The organism is Thermohalobacter berrensis (assembly GCF_003609645.1).
Lineage (GTDB): Bacteria > Bacillota > Clostridia > Tissierellales > Thermohalobacteraceae > Thermohalobacter > Thermohalobacter berrensis.
Window position 1 is genome coordinate 89700 of the sequence record NZ_MCIB01000036.1, and the last position, 18438, is coordinate 108137.

Annotated in this window: 12 protein-coding genes and 1 other annotated feature; of the genes, 11 read left to right on the forward strand and 1 reads right to left on the reverse strand. The window is 30.5% G+C overall.

All coding sequences use genetic code 11. The annotated features are described in order from the left end of the window. Window positions 1–32 precede the first annotated feature (32 nt). Window positions 33–2417: a Lon protease family protein gene (locus BET03_RS11200; protein WP_120170376.1), complete on the forward strand. Its 2385-nt coding sequence runs from the start codon at window positions 33–35 to the stop codon at window positions 2415–2417. A gap of 14 nt (window positions 2418–2431) precedes the next feature. Here BET03_RS11200 and BET03_RS11205 read toward each other — a convergent pair whose 3' ends face one another. Then, window positions 2432–3016 carry a 5-formyltetrahydrofolate cyclo-ligase gene (locus tag BET03_RS11205; protein ID WP_120170377.1) on the reverse strand — a complete coding sequence of 195 codons (585 nt, stop codon included), beginning with the start codon at window positions 3014–3016 and terminating at the stop codon, window positions 2432–2434. Window positions 3017–3316: 300 nt separating this feature from the next. On the opposite strand from BET03_RS11205, the gene ftsE reads away from it, so the two are divergent. From ftsE to BET03_RS11255, 10 genes are all read left to right on the forward strand, one after another. Further along, complete coding sequence (gene ftsE, locus BET03_RS11210) at window positions 3317–4003, forward strand: cell division ATP-binding protein FtsE (RefSeq protein ID WP_120170378.1); 687 nt, start codon at window positions 3317–3319, stop codon at window positions 4001–4003. Then, window positions 3969–4889, forward strand: coding sequence for a permease-like cell division protein FtsX (ftsX, locus tag BET03_RS11215; RefSeq protein WP_243096928.1), 921 nt, complete (start codon window positions 3969–3971; stop codon window positions 4887–4889). Before ftsE ends, ftsX begins: the two co-directional genes overlap by 35 nt. Before the next feature lie 20 nt (window positions 4890–4909). After that, on the forward strand, window positions 4910–6043 hold the full coding sequence (locus BET03_RS11220; RefSeq protein WP_120170380.1) for a murein hydrolase activator EnvC family protein: 1134 nt from the start codon (window positions 4910–4912) through the stop codon (window positions 6041–6043). A gap of 455 nt (window positions 6044–6498) precedes the next feature. Next, window positions 6499–7728, forward strand: coding sequence for a S41 family peptidase (locus BET03_RS11225; RefSeq protein ID WP_120170381.1), 1230 nt, complete (start codon window positions 6499–6501; stop codon window positions 7726–7728). Window positions 7729–7797: 69 nt separating this feature from the next. Further along, on the forward strand, window positions 7798–9045 hold the full coding sequence (locus tag BET03_RS11230) for a PDZ domain-containing protein (protein ID WP_120170382.1): 1248 nt from the start codon (window positions 7798–7800) through the stop codon (window positions 9043–9045). Between the two features lie 328 nt (window positions 9046–9373). Next, window positions 9374–11347: an excinuclease ABC subunit UvrB gene (gene uvrB / locus BET03_RS11235; RefSeq protein WP_120170383.1), complete on the forward strand. Its 1974-nt coding sequence runs from the start codon at window positions 9374–9376 to the stop codon at window positions 11345–11347. A 19-nt stretch (window positions 11348–11366) separates the two neighbouring features. Next, window positions 11367–14195 carry an excinuclease ABC subunit UvrA gene (gene uvrA, locus BET03_RS11240; protein WP_120170384.1) on the forward strand — a complete coding sequence of 943 codons (2829 nt, stop codon included), beginning with the start codon at window positions 11367–11369 and terminating at the stop codon, window positions 14193–14195. A 171-nt stretch (window positions 14196–14366) separates the two neighbouring features. After that, window positions 14367–15854 (forward strand): sodium/proline symporter PutP, encoded by a 1488-nt coding sequence (gene putP, locus BET03_RS11245; protein WP_120170385.1) that lies wholly within the window; start codon window positions 14367–14369, stop codon window positions 15852–15854. A 98-nt stretch (window positions 15855–15952) separates the two neighbouring features. Next, window positions 15953–16171 (forward strand) — a binding site (T-box leader). Window positions 16172–16291: 120 nt separating this feature from the next. After that, on the forward strand, window positions 16292–17461 hold the full coding sequence (locus BET03_RS11250; protein WP_120170386.1) for an ABC transporter substrate-binding protein: 1170 nt from the start codon (window positions 16292–16294) through the stop codon (window positions 17459–17461). An 81-nt stretch (window positions 17462–17542) separates the two neighbouring features. Further along, entirely contained in the window at window positions 17543–18436 is an 894-nt protein-coding gene (locus BET03_RS11255; RefSeq protein WP_183108842.1) for a branched-chain amino acid ABC transporter permease, read from the forward strand. The last annotated feature ends 2 nt before the right edge of the window (window positions 18437–18438 follow it).

The window sequence follows — 18438 nt, forward strand, 5'->3', positions numbered from 1 at the left end:
TATATAAAGAATAATAATGTGGGGGTGGTATCTTGAAAAATAATTTAGAAATACCTGTTTCTAAACTTAGAAAACAATGTGATGTATCTATTTTTAATTTTAATACTACGGAGGAAATATCTGAAATAAAAGAAATTATAGGACAAAAAAGAGCAACAAGGGCATTAAAATTCGGCCTTAATGTGAAGAAAAAAGGATATAATATATATGTATCTGGTGTAACAGGCACAGGGAGAAATAGCTATTCATATTCAATAGCAAAAGAGTTTGCAGAGAAAAAACAAGTACCATATGATTGGTGTTATGTTTATAACTTTAACAAAAAAGAAAATCCTAGGGCTTTAAAACTTAAGGCAGGAAGAGGCCCTATATTTAAAAAGGAAGTTGAAAATCTAATTTCTAAACTTAAAGCAGAAATGGTAGATGCATTTTCATCAAGACAGTATGAAAACAAAAAAAGGGTTATATATCATGAATATGAAAACAAAAGATCTGAAATAATTAAAAAATTAAACAAATTATCTAAAAGATATGGTTTTGTATTTAAAGAAACTGAAAAAGGACTTATGAGTATACCCCTTATAAAGGGTAGACCTATGAAGCAAGAAGAAATTGAGGAGCTTTCCGATAGAGAAATAGAAATATTAAGGGATAATTTAAGTAAATTAAATAAAGTTGCCTTTGATATACTAAACAAATTAAGGGAGTTAGAAGAGGAACTAAATGAAAATATTGACTTATTAGAGAAAGAGATGGCTACAGAAGTTGTTAGTTTTTATATGGCTCCATTATTAGAAAAATTTGAAGATAACAAAGAAATAATTAATTATCTTGATGAAATGAAAAAGGATATTGTTGAAAATCTAGATAAGTTTCTAGAAAATGAAAAGGATAAAAAAACTACCTATATATTTAGTAAGACAACAAATGAAGAAAACTTTTTTAGAAGATATGAGGTTAATCTTTTTATAGATAATAGTAATACTAAAGGAGCACCGGTAGTAAGAGAATCAAATCCAAATTATTATAATCTTTTAGGAAAAATTGAATATGTAAATGAACTTGGAGCTTTAAAAACTGATCATATGAAAATAAAACCTGGTTCTATACATGAAGCTAATGGAGGATACCTAATAGTTCAAGCAAAAGACATATTAACTTCACCATATGCATGGGCAGGACTAAAAAGGGCATTAAAAGAGGAAAAGGTAAAAATTGAGAATATAAGTAAAGGTAATATTGTAACACAAACGATAAAGCCTGAGTCTATCCCAATTGACCTAAAGGTAATAATTATTGGAGACTACTATACCTATCAATTATTATATAATTATGATGATGATTTTAAAAAGTTATTTAAAATAAGAGCTGATTTTGATATAGAAATGGATAGAAATAAAGATAATATAGAAAAAATCGCATCTTTTATTGCATCACATTGTAAGGATGAAGGGTTAAGACATTTTGAAAAGTCTGCAGTAGCAAAGGTAATCGAATATAGTTCAAGATTAGCAGAAGACCAGAGAAAATTAAGCTCTAGATTTAATGAACTAGTAGAGCTTTTATATGAAGCAGATGCATGGGCTGAGGTTGAAGGTGATGATATTATTAAGGCTAAGCATATTAAAGAGGCAATAGAAGAAAAAATATTTAGAAATAATAAATATGAAGAAAAGTTGCAGGAACTGTTTAAAGATGGCACGTTACTTATAGAAACTTCAGGATATAAAGTTGGTCAAATAAACGGGCTTTCAGTAATGGACTCTGGTCAATATTCATTTGGAAGACCTAGTAAAATAACTGTATCAACATATGCAGGTAAAGAAGGTATTATTAACATTGAACGAGAAGTTGAAAAAAGTGGTAGCATACATGATAAAGGAGTTTTAATATTAAGCGGATATTTAGGTGAAAAATATGCAAGAAAAAAACCTTTATCCCTTTCTGCTAGTATTACCTTTGAGCAATCATATGGTTTAATAGATGGAGATAGTGCATCAAGTACAGAATTATATGCACTATTATCAAGTTTATCAGAACTACCAATAAATCAAGCTATTGCAGTTACAGGTTCAGTTAATCAAAAAGGATTAATTCAGCCAGTAGGAGGAGTAAATGAAAAGATTGAAGGGTACTATAAGATTTGCAAATTAAAGGGTTTTAAAGGAGGAGAAGGTGTAATAATACCTTATCAAAATATTAAAAACCTAATGTTAAATGAAGAAGTGGTTGAAGCAGTAAAAGAAGGAAAGTTTACTATATATGCAGTAAAAACAATAGATGAAGGGATAGAAATACTAACAGGAGTTCCTGCTGGTAAAAAAGATGAAAATGGATACTATGAAAAGGAAACAGTCAATTATCTAGTGCAAGAGAAACTAAATGAATTAGCAAAAGTTTATAAAGAATATCAATAGAAGCTAAGTAGTACTTAGCTTCTATTTTCTGTACAATTTATTATTGCATTTTCTGTTATAATAAAATCTACAGGTATATCAAATTTATCTGGGATTATTTTAGGGACAATTTGTACATCAAATGCTAAAGCAATTTTAGGAATTTCCTTGTTAAGTTTTCCTAAAAATCTATCATAATAACCTCCTCCATAACCAATCCTATATCCTCTTTTATCAAAGGCCACTCCAGGAACAATAATTAAATCAAGTAAATCAGGATCTGACTTTCTAATATATTCTTCTTTAGGTTCTAAGATTCCATATGTACCCTTAGTAAGTTCATTGTCATAATCTTTAAGCTGTGACAGTAAAAGTTCTTTAGTTTTTGTGATAGTAATAGGAATAAATATGTTTTTTCCCTTAGATAAAGCTGTTTTGATAATATGTTCAGTTTTTACCTCATTTCTAAAATCCACATAAGCCATAATATTTTTAGATTTTTTAAATAATACTGTAGATAAAAAAAGGTCGCAAATTTTTTTACTTTTATTAATTATATCTTTCTCTGATAAATTCTTACGCTTTGTTAATATTTCATTTCTTATTTTTTGTTTTTCCATATTAATCCCTCCTAATTAATATAATACCATAACTTGGAAAAAGATAATTATATAAAAAATTTGAGATAAGTATAGGAAAAATAGACTATTTTGGAGGAAAAGGAAAAATGCTACATTAAATACAAGACCTTTTTGTTTTTTTATGTCTAAAAAAATTATATAATTATATATGTACATTAGTTTTTTTAGCATTAAAAATAGAATATATTGCCATAAATGATAATTATAGTTGCAGGATTTACTTAAACTTTGTCGAATTAATAGAAATAGTTAGTCCGTAATAGACAGGAGTGATAAGACTTGATAGAGTTTATGGATGTTAGCAAAGAGTATACAAAGGGAGTAAAGGCCTTAAAGGATATAAATATTCATATAGATAAAGGAGAATTTGTATTTATTGTAGGTTCTAGTGGTGCAGGGAAGTCAACATTAATAAAGCTTTTATTAAAAGAGGAAGAGCCTACAGATGGAAAGATAATATTAAATAATATGGATATCACTAACATAAGTAATAGGAAAATTCCCTATATAAGAAGGAGTGTAGGTGTAGTTTTTCAGGATTTCAGGCTACTTCCAAATAAGACAGTTTTTGAAAATGTAGCCTTTGCTATGGAGATAATTGGTGCATCTTCTAGAGAAATTAGAAGACGGGTTCCTATTGTTTTAAGTATGGTTGGATTGAGTCATAAAGCTAATAATTATCCAAATGAACTATCTGGAGGAGAACAGCAAAGAGTTTCAATAGCTAGGGCTATAGTGAATAACCCAAATGTACTTATAGCTGATGAACCAACTGGTAACCTGGACCCAGATACAGCCTGGGAAATTATGAAAATTCTTAGAGAAATCAATAGAAGGGGTACTACAATTGTAATGGCAACACATGCCAGAGATATAGTAAACATTATGAAAAGAAGAGTTATAGCATTAGAAAAAGGAACTGTAGTAAGAGATGAAAGAAAAGGTGTGTATGACTATGAGATTTAGGATGTTAAATTATATCATAAAACAGGGGTTTGTTGGTATTTGGAGAAACAGAATGATGAGCTTTGCTTCTATTGGCTCGGTAACATCTATGCTAGTAATATTAGGTGTAATTTTAATTTTAGCATTAAATATAAATAATATGACAAATGTTGCTAAAGACCAATTTGATGAGATACAAGTTTACTTAGAGGATGATGTTTCACAAGAGCAGATAGAAAAAATAGGGGAAGCAATAAAAGAAAATGAAGGAGTTTTATCAGTAATCTTTCAATCAAAAGAACGGGCCTTAGAGAATATGCAAAAACAATGGGGAGAAGAAGGTTATCTATTAGAAGGTTTAGAGGAAAATCCATTACCTAATTCATATATTATTCAATTAAAGGATATTAAATATGCTAATTCTGTAGTTGACCATATACAAGGCCTAGTTGGTATAGAGGAAATCAAGTACTATCGTGATATTGTAGAAAAAATGATAAGTATAGCCAACTTTGTAAGAATAGGCGGCATAATTGTAACAAGTATTCTTCTGTTTATTTCAATATTTATTATCTCAAATACTATAAAGCTTACTGTTGCTGCTAGAAAAAGGGAAATAAATATAATGAAATATGTTGGAGCAACTAATGGCTTTATTAGAGGACCATTTATTGTTGAAGGGATTATTTTAGGTTTCTTAGGTTCAGTGTTAGCAATTTTAATTGTTAATTTTGGTTATCAATATATAGTTGATATTCTAAATAAAAAGTTATATATATTCTTTACTGTATATATGATTCCTTATAAAGTACTTTATGACGATATAATAATGATATTTACATCAATTGGAGTGGGAATAGGAACATTAGGAAGTATAGTATCTCTAAAAAAATATTTAAATGTGTAGCAAAGGGGGACAAGCTACAAATGGTATCTAAAAGATTTACAATTGTGCTTGTTTTAATACTTTTAATTAATACTATTATTGTTTATGCAGATGGAGATATAAGTAATGAAAAGCAGAGATTAAATGAAGTAAATAAAAATATTAGCGAGCTTAAGGAAAAAATTGAGGAAAAAAAGGAAGAATATAAGGATATTACTAGAGAAATTGAAAGATTAGATTTACAAGTAGATAGGGCAGATAAAGAGTTAAAAAAGGTTGAAGGAGAAATAAAAAATATAGAAAATAAGATAGATGAAACTAAGGCTAAATTGGAAGAAGCAGAAAATAATATAAGAGAGAAAAATGATGTTTTAAATAAAAGATTAAGAGTCATATATAAAAATGGAACGGTTGGGTACTTAGAAGTTCTTTTAGCTTCTAAAGATATCGGAGATTTACTTACAAGGATAGATATGGTCCAAAAGATAATAGAACATGATATTGATTTACTTAAATTTATGAAACAACAAAGAGAAATAATTGCACAAGAAAAGGAAAACTTAGAAAAAGAACGAGAAATGTTGAAAGTTGCTAGAAAAAAGGCAGAAGAAAAAAGAGAAAAACTATTACTGGCAACTAGAGCAAAGAAAAGAATGATGGAAAAATTAAAGGATAATATTGAAGAGCTTGAAAAACAGGAGGACTCCCTAATAAGACAAGCTAAAAAGTTAGAACAAGAAATAAGAAGAAAGCAGCTTTCAGGAAAATATGCTGGTGGTAAACTAGCTTGGCCAGCTCCTGGCTATTATAGAATTACTTCTCCATTTGGACCGAGATTCCATCCTATATTAAGAAAACAAAAGCTTCATACAGGTATTGATATTGGAGTTCCATTAGGAAGGAAAATAGTAGCTGCAAATGACGGAGTAGTGCAACATGCCGGCTGGCTTGGAGGATATGGAAAAGTAGTAATAATAGACCATGGTGGAGGAATTACAACATTATATGCTCATAATTCTAGACTTTTAGTAAGGGCAGGACAGAGAGTTAGAAAAGGACAAGCTATAGCTTTAGCAGGAAGTACTGGATATTCTACAGGACCACATTTACATTTTGAGGTAAGGGTAAATGGTAAGTATGTTAATCCATTACCATGGTTAAAAGGTGATAGATAATTGATAGGACAGGTATTTACCTGTCCTATTTTATTTCTAATTTAGGTAATAATATATCTGTATAGAACCCATCAACACCTTGATTTTTTAATTTATCTTTTAAGCTTTTTTCATTAACAGTATGGACATATATATAAACATTATTTTACATCTGTTATATAATTAAAAAGTGCTATCTTATATAAAAAGGAAATAAAAATAAAAAGTGGTAAATTAAAAAAATTTTTATTATTCATTCTGTACCCCCTTAATTAAATTATCTTTATTAATTACTAAAACTATCTTTAAGGTAATATTTAGAAATACAAATAATATTATACATTAAATTACTTTTGTTTTAAATTGAAATTATAAGGAAAGTTTACTATTTTGAAAAAAAGAGGTAATGATGGTATAATGTTTACTAGTATTTAATAAAATAGAGTACTAGATTATAGTTTTGAGGTGAAGCCTAGATGATTTCAAGAAGAAAAGCTATACTTGGTGCTATCATAATTATTCTAATAACAAGTTTATCGACTTTCGTATTAAGTAATATTATACAAATTACAATAGATGACAAGGTTTTAATAACTAAGAATGATTATGAAAAACTAATGGATGTCTATAAAAAGTATGAGAAGGTAATTGCAATAGAAAATATGGTAAAACAAAATTTTCTAAATGATGTAGAAGATAAGGATTTAGTTGAAGGGCAAATTAAAGGAATGTTTCAGGCATTAGGTGATCCCTATTCAGTTTATATGACTAAAGACGAATTTACTAGTTTTATGGAGCATACTAAGGGAACTTATGGTGGAATAGGAATAATTGTTGCACCAGGAGAAGATAACCTTATTACAGTTGTATCACCGATAGAGGATACACCTGGGGAAAGGGCAGGAATAAAACCAGGGGATAAAATTGTTAAAGTAAATGGTAAGGAGTTTACTGCAGATAAAATGGATGACGCAGTGAAAGTAATGAAGGGTAAACCAAAGACTAATGTTGATATTACTATTCTTAGAAAAGATGAAAATGGAAATTCAAAGTTTATAGATTTAACTATTACAAGAGAAACAATAAGACTAAAAAGTGTTAAGTCAAAAATGCTAAAAGATAAAATAGGATATATTAGAATTATTTCATTTGATGAACTAACTTATGAGGATTTCATGAAACATTTAGAAAAATTACAGGATAATGGAATGAAGGGATTAATAATAGATTTAAGAAATAATCCAGGTGGATTATTAAGTGAAACAGTTGAGATAGCAGATGAATTAATTGGAAAAAGTGTAGTTGTATATACAGAAACTAAAAATGGAGAAAGAGAATATAGAAGGTCAGATGCAGATAAATTAAATATTCCATTTGTTGTATTAGTAAATGAAGGAAGTGCAAGTGCTTCAGAAATATTATCTGGGGCTGTGAAAGATACAAACTCAGGTATCTTAATTGGTACAAAGACATTTGGTAAGGGAATAGTTCAAAGAATTACACAATTAAAAGATGGGTCAGGATTTAAACTTACTGTTTCTGAATATTTTACTCCAAGTGGAGTAAGCATTCACGGTAAAGGGATAGAACCAGATATAGTTCTTGAAAATCCAGATGATATAGAACAGATTGGAGTAAAAAATATAGAAGAAGACAAACAACTTCAAAAGGCTATAGAAGTAATTAAGGAAGAAATAGGTAAATAGATAAGAATGAATATTTAAATAGTAGCGGATATTAATATCCGCTACTTATTTAGATTAGGAGTGTTTTTTATGTCTAAGTTATTTGATATTATATATATGTCTGGTATAACTCTATTTCAACTTTTTATAAATCCAATATATTGGGGAGTAGTATTACTTTTATATTTTCAATATAAGAGAGTAGCCAAGATGGAGAAAAGAATTTTAGGTACTAATAAAGAACCGATTCATAAAAGGGTTCTATCATCAATGCTCATGGGAATATTAGGAGGCATCATAGGTAGTTTCGTAATTTTATTATTAGGAATAACAATAGAAGCAAATGATTTTAAATATGTTTTTTTACTTGCAATTTTGTTAATGTTATTTCATCCAAGATTTATATGTTTTTCCTATGCTGGAGGAATAATTTCATTATCTAGTTTATTATTTGGATATCCTAAGGTAAATGTATCAAGTATAATAGCAATTGTAGCTGTACTACATTTAGTTGAAAGCTTCCTAATTCTACTTGATGGAGATAATACTTTAATACCAATATTTATGAAAAAGAATAATAGAGTTGTTGGCGGATTTAATATGATGAGATTTTGGCCAATACCCTTTATAGTTCTTCTTATTATAGGCCAAATGACTGTCCTAGAAAATGGAGTAAATATGCCCGAATGGTGGCCTCTTTTCAAGCCAGATGGAGTGTTAGCAAATCAGACTGATTTAACCTTCTATATGATTGCTGTAATAGCAGTATTAGGATATGGAGATATGTCAATTACAGATTATCCGAAAAATAAAATAAAAAATTCTTCTAAAAATTTATTTCTTTTTAGCATAATATTATTAATATTGGCAGTATTATCTTCACATATATATGTATTTAAATATATAGCTGCCTTATTTAGTCCAATAGCCCATGAAGCATTAATACAGTACGGGAGAAAAAGAGAGAGGGAGGGTACACCTGTTTTTTTACCTTCCCATAGAGGGGTAAAGGTTCTAGATGTTATTCCAAATAGTGTAGGAGAGAAACTTGGATTAAAATCAGGAGACATAATTCTTTCTATAAATGGAGAAAGGGTATACACAAAAAGAGAAATAGATGAAATATTATCATATTACCCAACCTTTATTTGGGTTGATTATTATTCTAATGGAGAGGTCATATCAAAGGACTATGCAAACTATAGAAAAGGTGTAAGAAATTTAGGAGTTTTAGTAATCTCTAATGATGAAATTAATTCTTTTATTGTAAAAGAACTTGAAAGCCCTATTAAAAGAATATTAAAAAAAATAAAAAGAAAGCTAATAAAAAGAAGCTAAGGACTGATAAAGCCTTAGCTTCTTTTTATTAGCTAAATACACAAAAATTTACACATAAATACTTTCATATATTCTTTTAATCTAGTCCTATTTATTATAATATATAAATTAGTATCTATTAAATTTGTTAGTATTGTTGAATATTAAATATAATGAGATAGGTTTGAAAGTACTACAAAATGGGCATATACATTATTGAATATTTCATTTCTGTTTTAGTTTATTATGCTTACTTACAATTATTTCCAAACTTTATCTAAAAGATATTGACTTTAATATAATTAAATTATACAATTAGTACGAACGGATGTTCTTAAGAGGTGATAATATGGGAAAATTTAAAATAGTTTCTGACTTTAAGCCAACAGGTGATCAGCCTGCTGCTATAGAAGCACTGAGTAAAGGAATAAAAAATGGATTGAAACACCAAACTCTATTAGGTGTAACAGGGTCTGGAAAAACCTTTACTATGGCTAATATTATAGAAAAAGTTCAAAAACCTACATTAGTAATAGCACATAATAAAACTTTAGCTGCACAACTTGCAAGTGAATTTAAAGAATTTTTTCCAAATAATGCAGTAGAGTATTTTGTTAGTTACTACGATTATTATCAGCCTGAAGCCTATGTGCCTCAGACTGATACTTATATAGAGAAGGATGCTTCAATAAATGACGAAATTGACAAGTTAAGACACTCAGCAACATCAGCTCTTTTTGAAAGAAGAGATGTTATTATAGTTGCTAGTGTATCCTGTATATATGGATTAGGAGACCCAATAGACTATGAAAATCTAGTAATCTCTCTAAGACCAGGTATGATAAAGGATAGAGATGAAGTAATTAAAAAATTAGTTGATATCCAGTATGAGAGAAATGATGTAAACTTTGTAAGGGGAACATTTAGAGTTAGGGGAGATATAATAGAAATATTTCCTGCATCATCTAGTGAAAATGCAATAAGAGTTGAATTTTTTGGTGATGAAATCGATAGAATAACAGAGATTAATTCACTTACTGGAGAGATAATAGGTTTAAGAAACCATGTATCAATATTTCCTGCTTCTCACTTTGCCACATCTCAAGACAAGATTGAAAGGGCTATAAAAAGTATAGAAAAGGAATTAGCAGAAAGACTTAAAGAATTAAGGGCTGAAGATAAATTACTTGAGGCTCAAAGACTACAGCAGAGAACAATGTATGATATAGAAATGCTAAGAGAAATGGGATATTGTCAAGGAATAGAAAATTATTCTAGACATTTAAGTGGAAGAAAACCTGGAAGTAAACCTTTTACACTTTTAGATTATTTCCCAGATGATTATTTAATGATAATAGATGAATCCCATGTAACTATACCACAAATAAGGGGAATGTATGCCGGTGATAGATCAAGGAAAAGATCCCTTGTGGAACATGGATTTAGGCTTCCTTCGGCATATGATAATAGACCATTAAAATTTGAAGAATTTGAAAAAATGGTAAATCAAGTTCTGTATGTAAGTGCTACCCCTGGTCCCTATGAACATGAACATTCAGAACAAGTAGTAGAACAAATTATTAGACCTACTGGATTGTTGGACCCAGAAGTTGAAGTTAGACCAACAAAGGGACAAATAGATGATTTACTAAAGGAGATAAACCTAAGAGTAGAAAAGGACCAAAGGGTTTTAGTTACAACACTTACGAAAAAAATGGCTGAGGATTTAACAAATTACCTTAAAGAGGCGGGAATAAAGGTAACATATTTACATTCTGATATAGATACTATTGAAAGAATGGAAATAATAAGGGACTTAAGATTAGGAAACCATGATGTTTTAGTTGGAATTAACCTTTTAAGGGAAGGCCTTGACTTACCAGAGGTTTCATTAGTTGTAATCCTTGATGCTGATAAGGAAGGTTTTTTAAGGTCTGAAACTTCAATGATACAGACAATTGGTAGAGCAGCTAGGAATGCAGAAGGAAAGGTTATACTATATGCTGATAGAGTGACAAGATCCATGAAAAATGCCATAGATGAGACAAATAGAAGAAGAAATATTCAAATGGAGTATAATAAAAAGCATAATATTACACCTAAAACAATTAGAAAGGGAATTAGGGATGTTATTGAAGCAACTAAGGTAGCTGAAGATGAAGACAAATATGGTGTATCTAAAAAAGATAAGTTAACTAGAGAAGAAATCCAGGAAACTATTGCAAAGTTAGAAGTGGAAATGTTTAAAGCAGCTGAACAGTTACAATTTGAAAGGGCAGCTGAATTAAGGGATAAAATAGAGGAGTTAAAGGAAAACCTTTAGAAAAAATTGAGGTGGTAATATGGCAAAAAACAAAATTATTGTTAAAGGAGCTAGAGAGCATAACCTTAAAAATATAGATTTAGAGCTTCCTAGAAATAAGTTTATAGTGTTTACTGGACTAAGCGGATCAGGTAAATCTTCTTTAGCTTTCGATACTATATATGCAGAGGGTCAAAGAAGATATGTCGAAAGTCTTTCTGCATATGCAAGACAGTTTTTAGGACAAATGGAGAAGCCAAATATTGACTATATTGAGGGATTATCACCTTCTATATCAATAGATCAAAAGACTACAAGTAAAAATCCTAGATCTACAGTAGGTACTGTTACAGAAATATATGACTACTTGAGATTACTCTTTGCAAGAATAGGAACTCCACACTGTCCTAAATGTGGTAAAGTCATTTCTTCACAGACAGTAGACCAAATGGTAGATAAGATAATGGAGTTAGAAGAAAGGACAAAACTACAACTTCTTGCTCCTATAGTTAGAGGAAGAAAAGGGGAACATCAAAAACTATTAGATAATATAAGAAAAGAAGGATTTGTAAGAGTAAGAGTAGATGGAGATATAAGGGATATAAACGAGGATATAAAACTGGATAAAAATAAAAAACATTCTATAGAAGTAGTGGTTGACAGACTTATAATGAAAAAGGGAATAGAAAAAAGATTGGCTGACTCTATAGAAACTGCACTAGAATTGTCAGATGGAATAGTTATTGTAGATATAATAGATGGGGAAGAACTATTATTTAGTCAAAAGTTTGCATGTGTTGAGTGTGGTATTGGAATAGAAGAATTGTCACCAAGGATGTTTTCATTTAATAGTCCATATGGAATGTGTCCTGATTGCAATGGATTAGGTAGTAATAAAAAGGTTGACCCAGAGTTAATAATACCCAATAAGGATTTGACTATTAATCAAGGAGCTATAGCACCATATAGCAATACCTCAGATGACACATATTATTTTAGAGCTTTTAAAGCAATTGCAGAGGATAATGGATTTGATTTAGATACTCCTATAAAGGATGCACCTAAAAAGTTTTTAGATGAAATTCTATACGGTACTGGTAGTAGAAATATTAGATTTACGTATGAAAGTCGATTTGGAGGAGTAAGAGATTTTAATGCTCCATTTGAAGGTATAATTCCAAATTTTGAAAGAAGATATAGGGAGACAAATTCTGATTACATTAGAGATAAAATAGGAAATTATATGAGTATAATACCTTGTCCTAAATGTAATGGTTCAAGATTAAAGCCTGAAAGCTTAGCAGTAACTGTAGGAGAAAAAAATATATCAGAAATTACTAATATGTCAGTAAGGAAAGCAAAGGAATTTTTTGACAATCTTAAGCTTACAAAGCGTCAAGAGTTTATAGCAGAGCAGATATTAAAAGAAATAAGAGAAAGGTTAAAGTTTTTAGAGGATGTTGGATTAGATTATCTCACACTATCTAGAAGAGCAGGCACTCTATCAGGTGGGGAATCTCAAAGGATAAGGTTAGCAACACAAATAGGGTCAAGCCTTGTAGGTGTCTTATATGTTTTAGATGAGCCAAGTATAGGGCTTCATCAAAGAGATAATGATAGACTCTTAAAGACATTAAGGAATCTAACTGATTTAGGTAATACTTTGATTGTAGTTGAACATGATGAAGACACTATGTATAGTGCTGACTATATAGTAGATATAGGACCAAGAGCAGGATTACATGGTGGAGAAATAGTAGCCCATGGAACAGTTGATGAAATTAAAAAGTGTAAAGAATCTATAACTGGGCAATATTTAAGTGGTAAGAAGAAAATAGAAGTACCTAAAGGAAGAAGAGAACCAAATGGAAAGTGGATAGAAGTAGTAGGTGCACGAGAAAACAACTTAAAGAAAATCAATGTAAAATTTCCATTAGGGGTTTTTACTTGTGTAACAGGTGTTTCAGGTTCAGGAAAGAGTACACTTGTTAATGAGATACTCTACAAAAAATTAGCACAAGTTCTCCATAGAGGTAAAGATAAACCAGGAAAACATGAGACAATAAAGGGAATTAAGAATATAGATAAAGTTATTGATATTGACCAATCCCCTATAGGAAGGACCCCAAGATCTAATCCTGCAACATATACAGGAGTATTTGACCATATAAGGGAAGTATTTGCTAAAACCCCTGAAGCTAGGATGAGAGGATATAAAAAGGGTAGATTTAGTTTTAATGTTAAAGGTGGAAGATGTGAAGCTTGTAAAGGTGATGGAATAATTAAAATAGAGATGCACTTCTTACCAGATGTTTATGTTCCATGTGAAGTATGTAAAGGAAAAAGATATAATAGAGAAACATTAGAAGTTAAATATAAAGGAAAATCAATATCTGATATTTTAGATATGACTGTTGAAGAGGCGTTAGAGTTTTTTGAAAATATACCTAAAATAAAGAGAAAGCTAAAAACAATGTATGATGTAGGCTTAGGTTATATAAAGTTAGGACAGCCATCAACACAGCTATCTGGTGGAGAGGCTCAAAGGATAAAACTTGCCACTGAATTAAGTAAAAGAAGTACAGGAAAGACTCTATATATTTTAGATGAGCCTACAACAGGCCTTCATTTTGCTGATGTTCACAAGCTTATAAAAGTATTAAATAGATTAGTTGAAAGTGGAAATACTGTAATAGTTATAGAACATAACTTAGATGTAATAAAAACTGCAGACTATATTATAGACCTTGGTCCAGAAGGTGGAGATAAAGGTGGTATGATAGTTGCACAGGGAACACCCGAAGAAATCTGTAAAATACCAGAATCATATACAGGTCAGTTTTTAAAGAAAATGTTAAAGAAGGGTTAGTTTATAGAAAAAGGTCCCATAAGTTGGGGCCTTTTTTCTATAAAATGGAATGAAAAATTTATAAAAAAGCATACAAAATAATGTGAAAATATGTTACAATTATTTAATATATCGAAAAATGTCGAAAATATAACATAGGGTAAATAACAAAGCAGAAGGGATTGGTAATACATGACAAATGAAACTGTAGGTATTCTTATAACGTTTATTGTATATTTAGTCTTTATGTTAAGTATTGGGCTTGTTTTTTACAAAAAAACTAATAACCTATCTGATTACGTTTTAGGAGGGAGAAGACTTAATAGTTGGGTAACTGCTTTAAGTTCTCAGGCTTCAGATATGAGTGGTTGGCTTCTTATGGGATTGCCTGGACTTGCTTATCTTAAAGGAATGGAAGCTCTATGGATTAGTATTGGGTTAGCAGTTGGTACTTATTTAAATTGGAAGATTGTTGCTAAAAGACTTCGTAAGTATACCCAAATTTCAGGGGATTCTATAACTCTATCGGTATTCTTTGAGAATAGATTTAGAGATAATACAAAATTACTTAGGACAATTTCTGCACTATTTATTTTAATATTCTTCTTGATTTATACAGCCTCTCAACTTGTAGCAGGGGGAAAATTATTTAGTACAGTTTTTAATATTCCATATATACATGCTTTAACTATAGGTGCAGTTGTAATAATTTTATATACGTTTTTGGGAGGTTTTATGGCAGTTTGCTGGACCGATTTCTTCCAAGGAGCTATAATGTTTTTTGCTATTTTAGTAGTTCCCATAACATGTGCAATTTTAATTGGGGGATATAGTGAAACTATTTATAGTTTAAAGGCTATTAATAAAGAACTACTAAATCCTTTCACAATAGTAGATGGAAAATTAATTCCCTTTATATCTGTAGTATCAGCTATGGCATGGGGATTAGGTTATTTTGGACAACCCCATATTTTAAGCCGTTTTATGGCAATAAGTTCTTCGAAACAAATTAAAAAAGCTAGAATGATTGCTATGATTTGGGTAGTAATTTCCCTTGGAGCTGCTGTGATTATTGGTATGGTAGGTAGAGTTTATTTACCTCAGACATTAAAAGGTACTGCCTCTGAAACTGTATTTATGCTGATGGTAAACGAAACTTTTCCAGCTTTAATAGCGGGAATTTTATTAGCTGCAATTCTTGCTGCAATAATGAGTACAGCAGACTCTCAGTTATTAGTTACTGCCTCTGCCATTACTGAAGATTTTTATAAATCATTGATAAGAAAAAATGCAGGAGAAAAGGAATTAGTATGGGTAAGTAGATTTACTGTTATTTTAGTTTCAATTGTTGCTTTTATACTAGCATTAAACCCAAATAGTTCTGTATTAGAGCTAGTTGCATATGCATGGGCAGGATTTGGTGCTGCTTTTGGACCAACAATAATCTTCTCACTTTTCTGGAAAAGAATGACAAAGTATGGAGCCCTTGGGGGAATGATTGTAGGAGGAATTACAGTACTTGTATGGAAACAGCTTCAAGGGGGAATTTTTGAATTGTATGAAATTGTACCAGGTTTTATATTTTCATGCCTCGCTATTATTTTAATAAGTCTTTTTGATAAAGAACCATCAAAGGAAATTGTTGAAGAATTTGAGAAAGTAAAGGTAAGTGAAGTATAGAATAAATTACCACTAAAAATATTACAAAAAATTAATAAATTCTATTGACATCCGTAAAATTATTCTATATAATTAATAAAAATTCAAAAAATAACATGATTAAAGCTGTGATGGGAAGTAGTAGACTAGAAACAGTCTTTCAGAGAGGGAGTGCCTTAGGCTGGGAGCATCCTAGATATGACTAGTTGAAATCTATCCCTGAGCTGTATCTGAATCTTTTTAGGGTAAAGATTGCCGTAATTGCTGCGTTAAAGCATTAAAGTGGGTTTTATAACCAATTAGGGTGGAACCGCGGGAAAATACCTCTCGTCCCTAGTGTAATTTTGCTAGGGGTGGGGGGTTTTTTATATGTAAAATTTTTTGAAATAAAGATCCGGGTCTTTATTTATAAATTAAGCTTAATTATTTTAACATTAAATAATTTAGGGGGTATTAAGTTGAAAAGAAAAATAGCTTTATTGATGGTATTAGTTTTGGTAACAACAACTTTATTTATTGGGTGTTCTACTGAAGCCAATGAAAATGCAGACAACGAAAATGATGTTATTAAAATAGGAGTTTTTGAGCCAATGACAGGTGTTAATGCAGCAGGTGGTGCTATGGAAGTTGAAGGTATAAAGCTTGCAAATGAGTTGTATCCTGAGGTATTAGGTAAAAAAGTTGAGTTAGTAATTGTTGATAACAAGTCAGATAAAGTGGAGGCAGCAAATGCAGCAACTAGGCTAGTTGATAAAGAAAAGGTAGCTGCTATTATAGGAAGCTGGGGAAGTTCCTTTTCAATGGCAGCAGGACCAATAGTAGCTGATGCAAAGGTTTCAGCAGTTGGAGCATCTTGTACTAATCCATTAGTTACAAAGGGAAATGACTATTATTTTAGAGTTTGCTTTATTGATACATTCCAAGGTAAAGTAATGGCAAATTATGCTGTTAATGAATTAGGAGCTAAGAAAGCTGCTATTATTAGAGAAGTATCAAATGATTATTCTGTAGGTTTAGCAAACTTCTTTATGAATACTTTTAAAGAGCTTACAGGTGATGAAAATGCTATTGTTGGAATAGCTGATTATAATACAGGAGACCAAGATTTTACTGCACAGTTAACTAATATTAAAAAATTAAATCCAGATGTTATATTTGCACCTGGAAATTACAGTGAATCAGCATTATTGATTAAACAAGCAAGGGAATTAGGTATAGATGCACCTATTTTAGGTGGAGATACTTGGGAAGCACCAGAGTTCTTAGAAATAGGAGGAAAAGCAGTAGAAGGAGCAGTGTTTTCTACCTTCTTTACATCTGAGGTACCAATTACAAAGAAATCAGAAGAGTTTTTAGAAGAATATAGAAAGAGATTTGATAAAGAGCCAGCTTCAGTTACAGCATTAGGTTTTGATGCATATTTAGTTATTCTTGATGCCATTAAAAAGGCAGGGACAGATGATCCAGTAAAAATTAGGGAAGCATTAGCTAAAACTAAAGATTTTGAAGGTGCAGCTGGTGTTATAACCCTTGATGAAAATGGAGATGCAGTTAAGGATGCGGTAATTAAGCAGGTTAAAGACGGAAAGTTCACATACTTGACTACTATAAAATCTAAAGGCAACTAAAATTCTCTCAGTAGATTAGGCATATATAAGCGTAAGACCTAATCTACTGAGAAATTAAATAAATGGAATAGGGTGGTTATAATGGGGATGTCAAATTTTCTACAACAATTAGCCAATGGAATTTCACTAGGTAGTTTATATGCATTGTTAGCTATAGGGTATACAATGGTATACGGTATATTAAGACTTATAAACTTTGCCCATGGAGATATATTTATGGTTGGTACCTACATTGCTTTTTACTCAATGACCTCTTTCTTATTACCATGGTGGTTGTCTTTTTTAATAGCCATGATTCTAACTTGTATATTTGGAATTATTGTTGAAAAGGCAGCATATAAACCATTAAGAAATTCACCTAGGATATCTGTAATGATTTCTGCTATAGGAGCTTCATTCCTAATTGAAAATTTAGCCATAGTTTTATTTGGTGGTAGACCAAAGGCTTTTCCAATACCAGATATGTTTAATAAAGTAGTTAAAATTGGAAATGTATCAATTGTAAGTGTAAATTTTTATATACCTATAATAACCGGTATACTTCTATTAATTTTGCTTTATGTGGTAAATAACACTAAGACAGGTATGGCTATGAGGGCTGTATCAAAGGATTATGAAGCAGCTAGACTTATGGGAATTGATGTAAACAAAATAGTATCTTTTACTTTCGGGATTGGTTCAGTTTTAGCAGCAATGGGAGGAATAATGTGGGGATTAAAATTTCCTAATCTTGTTCCATTAATGGGACTTATGCCAGGTCTTAAATGCTTTATAGCAGCAGTTGTTGGGGGAATAGGAGATATAAGAGGTGCAGTTTTAGGTGGCTTTATTTTGGGGTTAGGAGAAATAATGATTGTGGCATTTTTACCTTCTTTAACAGGTTATAGAGATGCCTTTGCATTTATACTTTTAATAGTAATATTATTATTAAAACCAGCTGGATTAATGGGAAAAAATTTAACAGAGAAGGTGTAGCC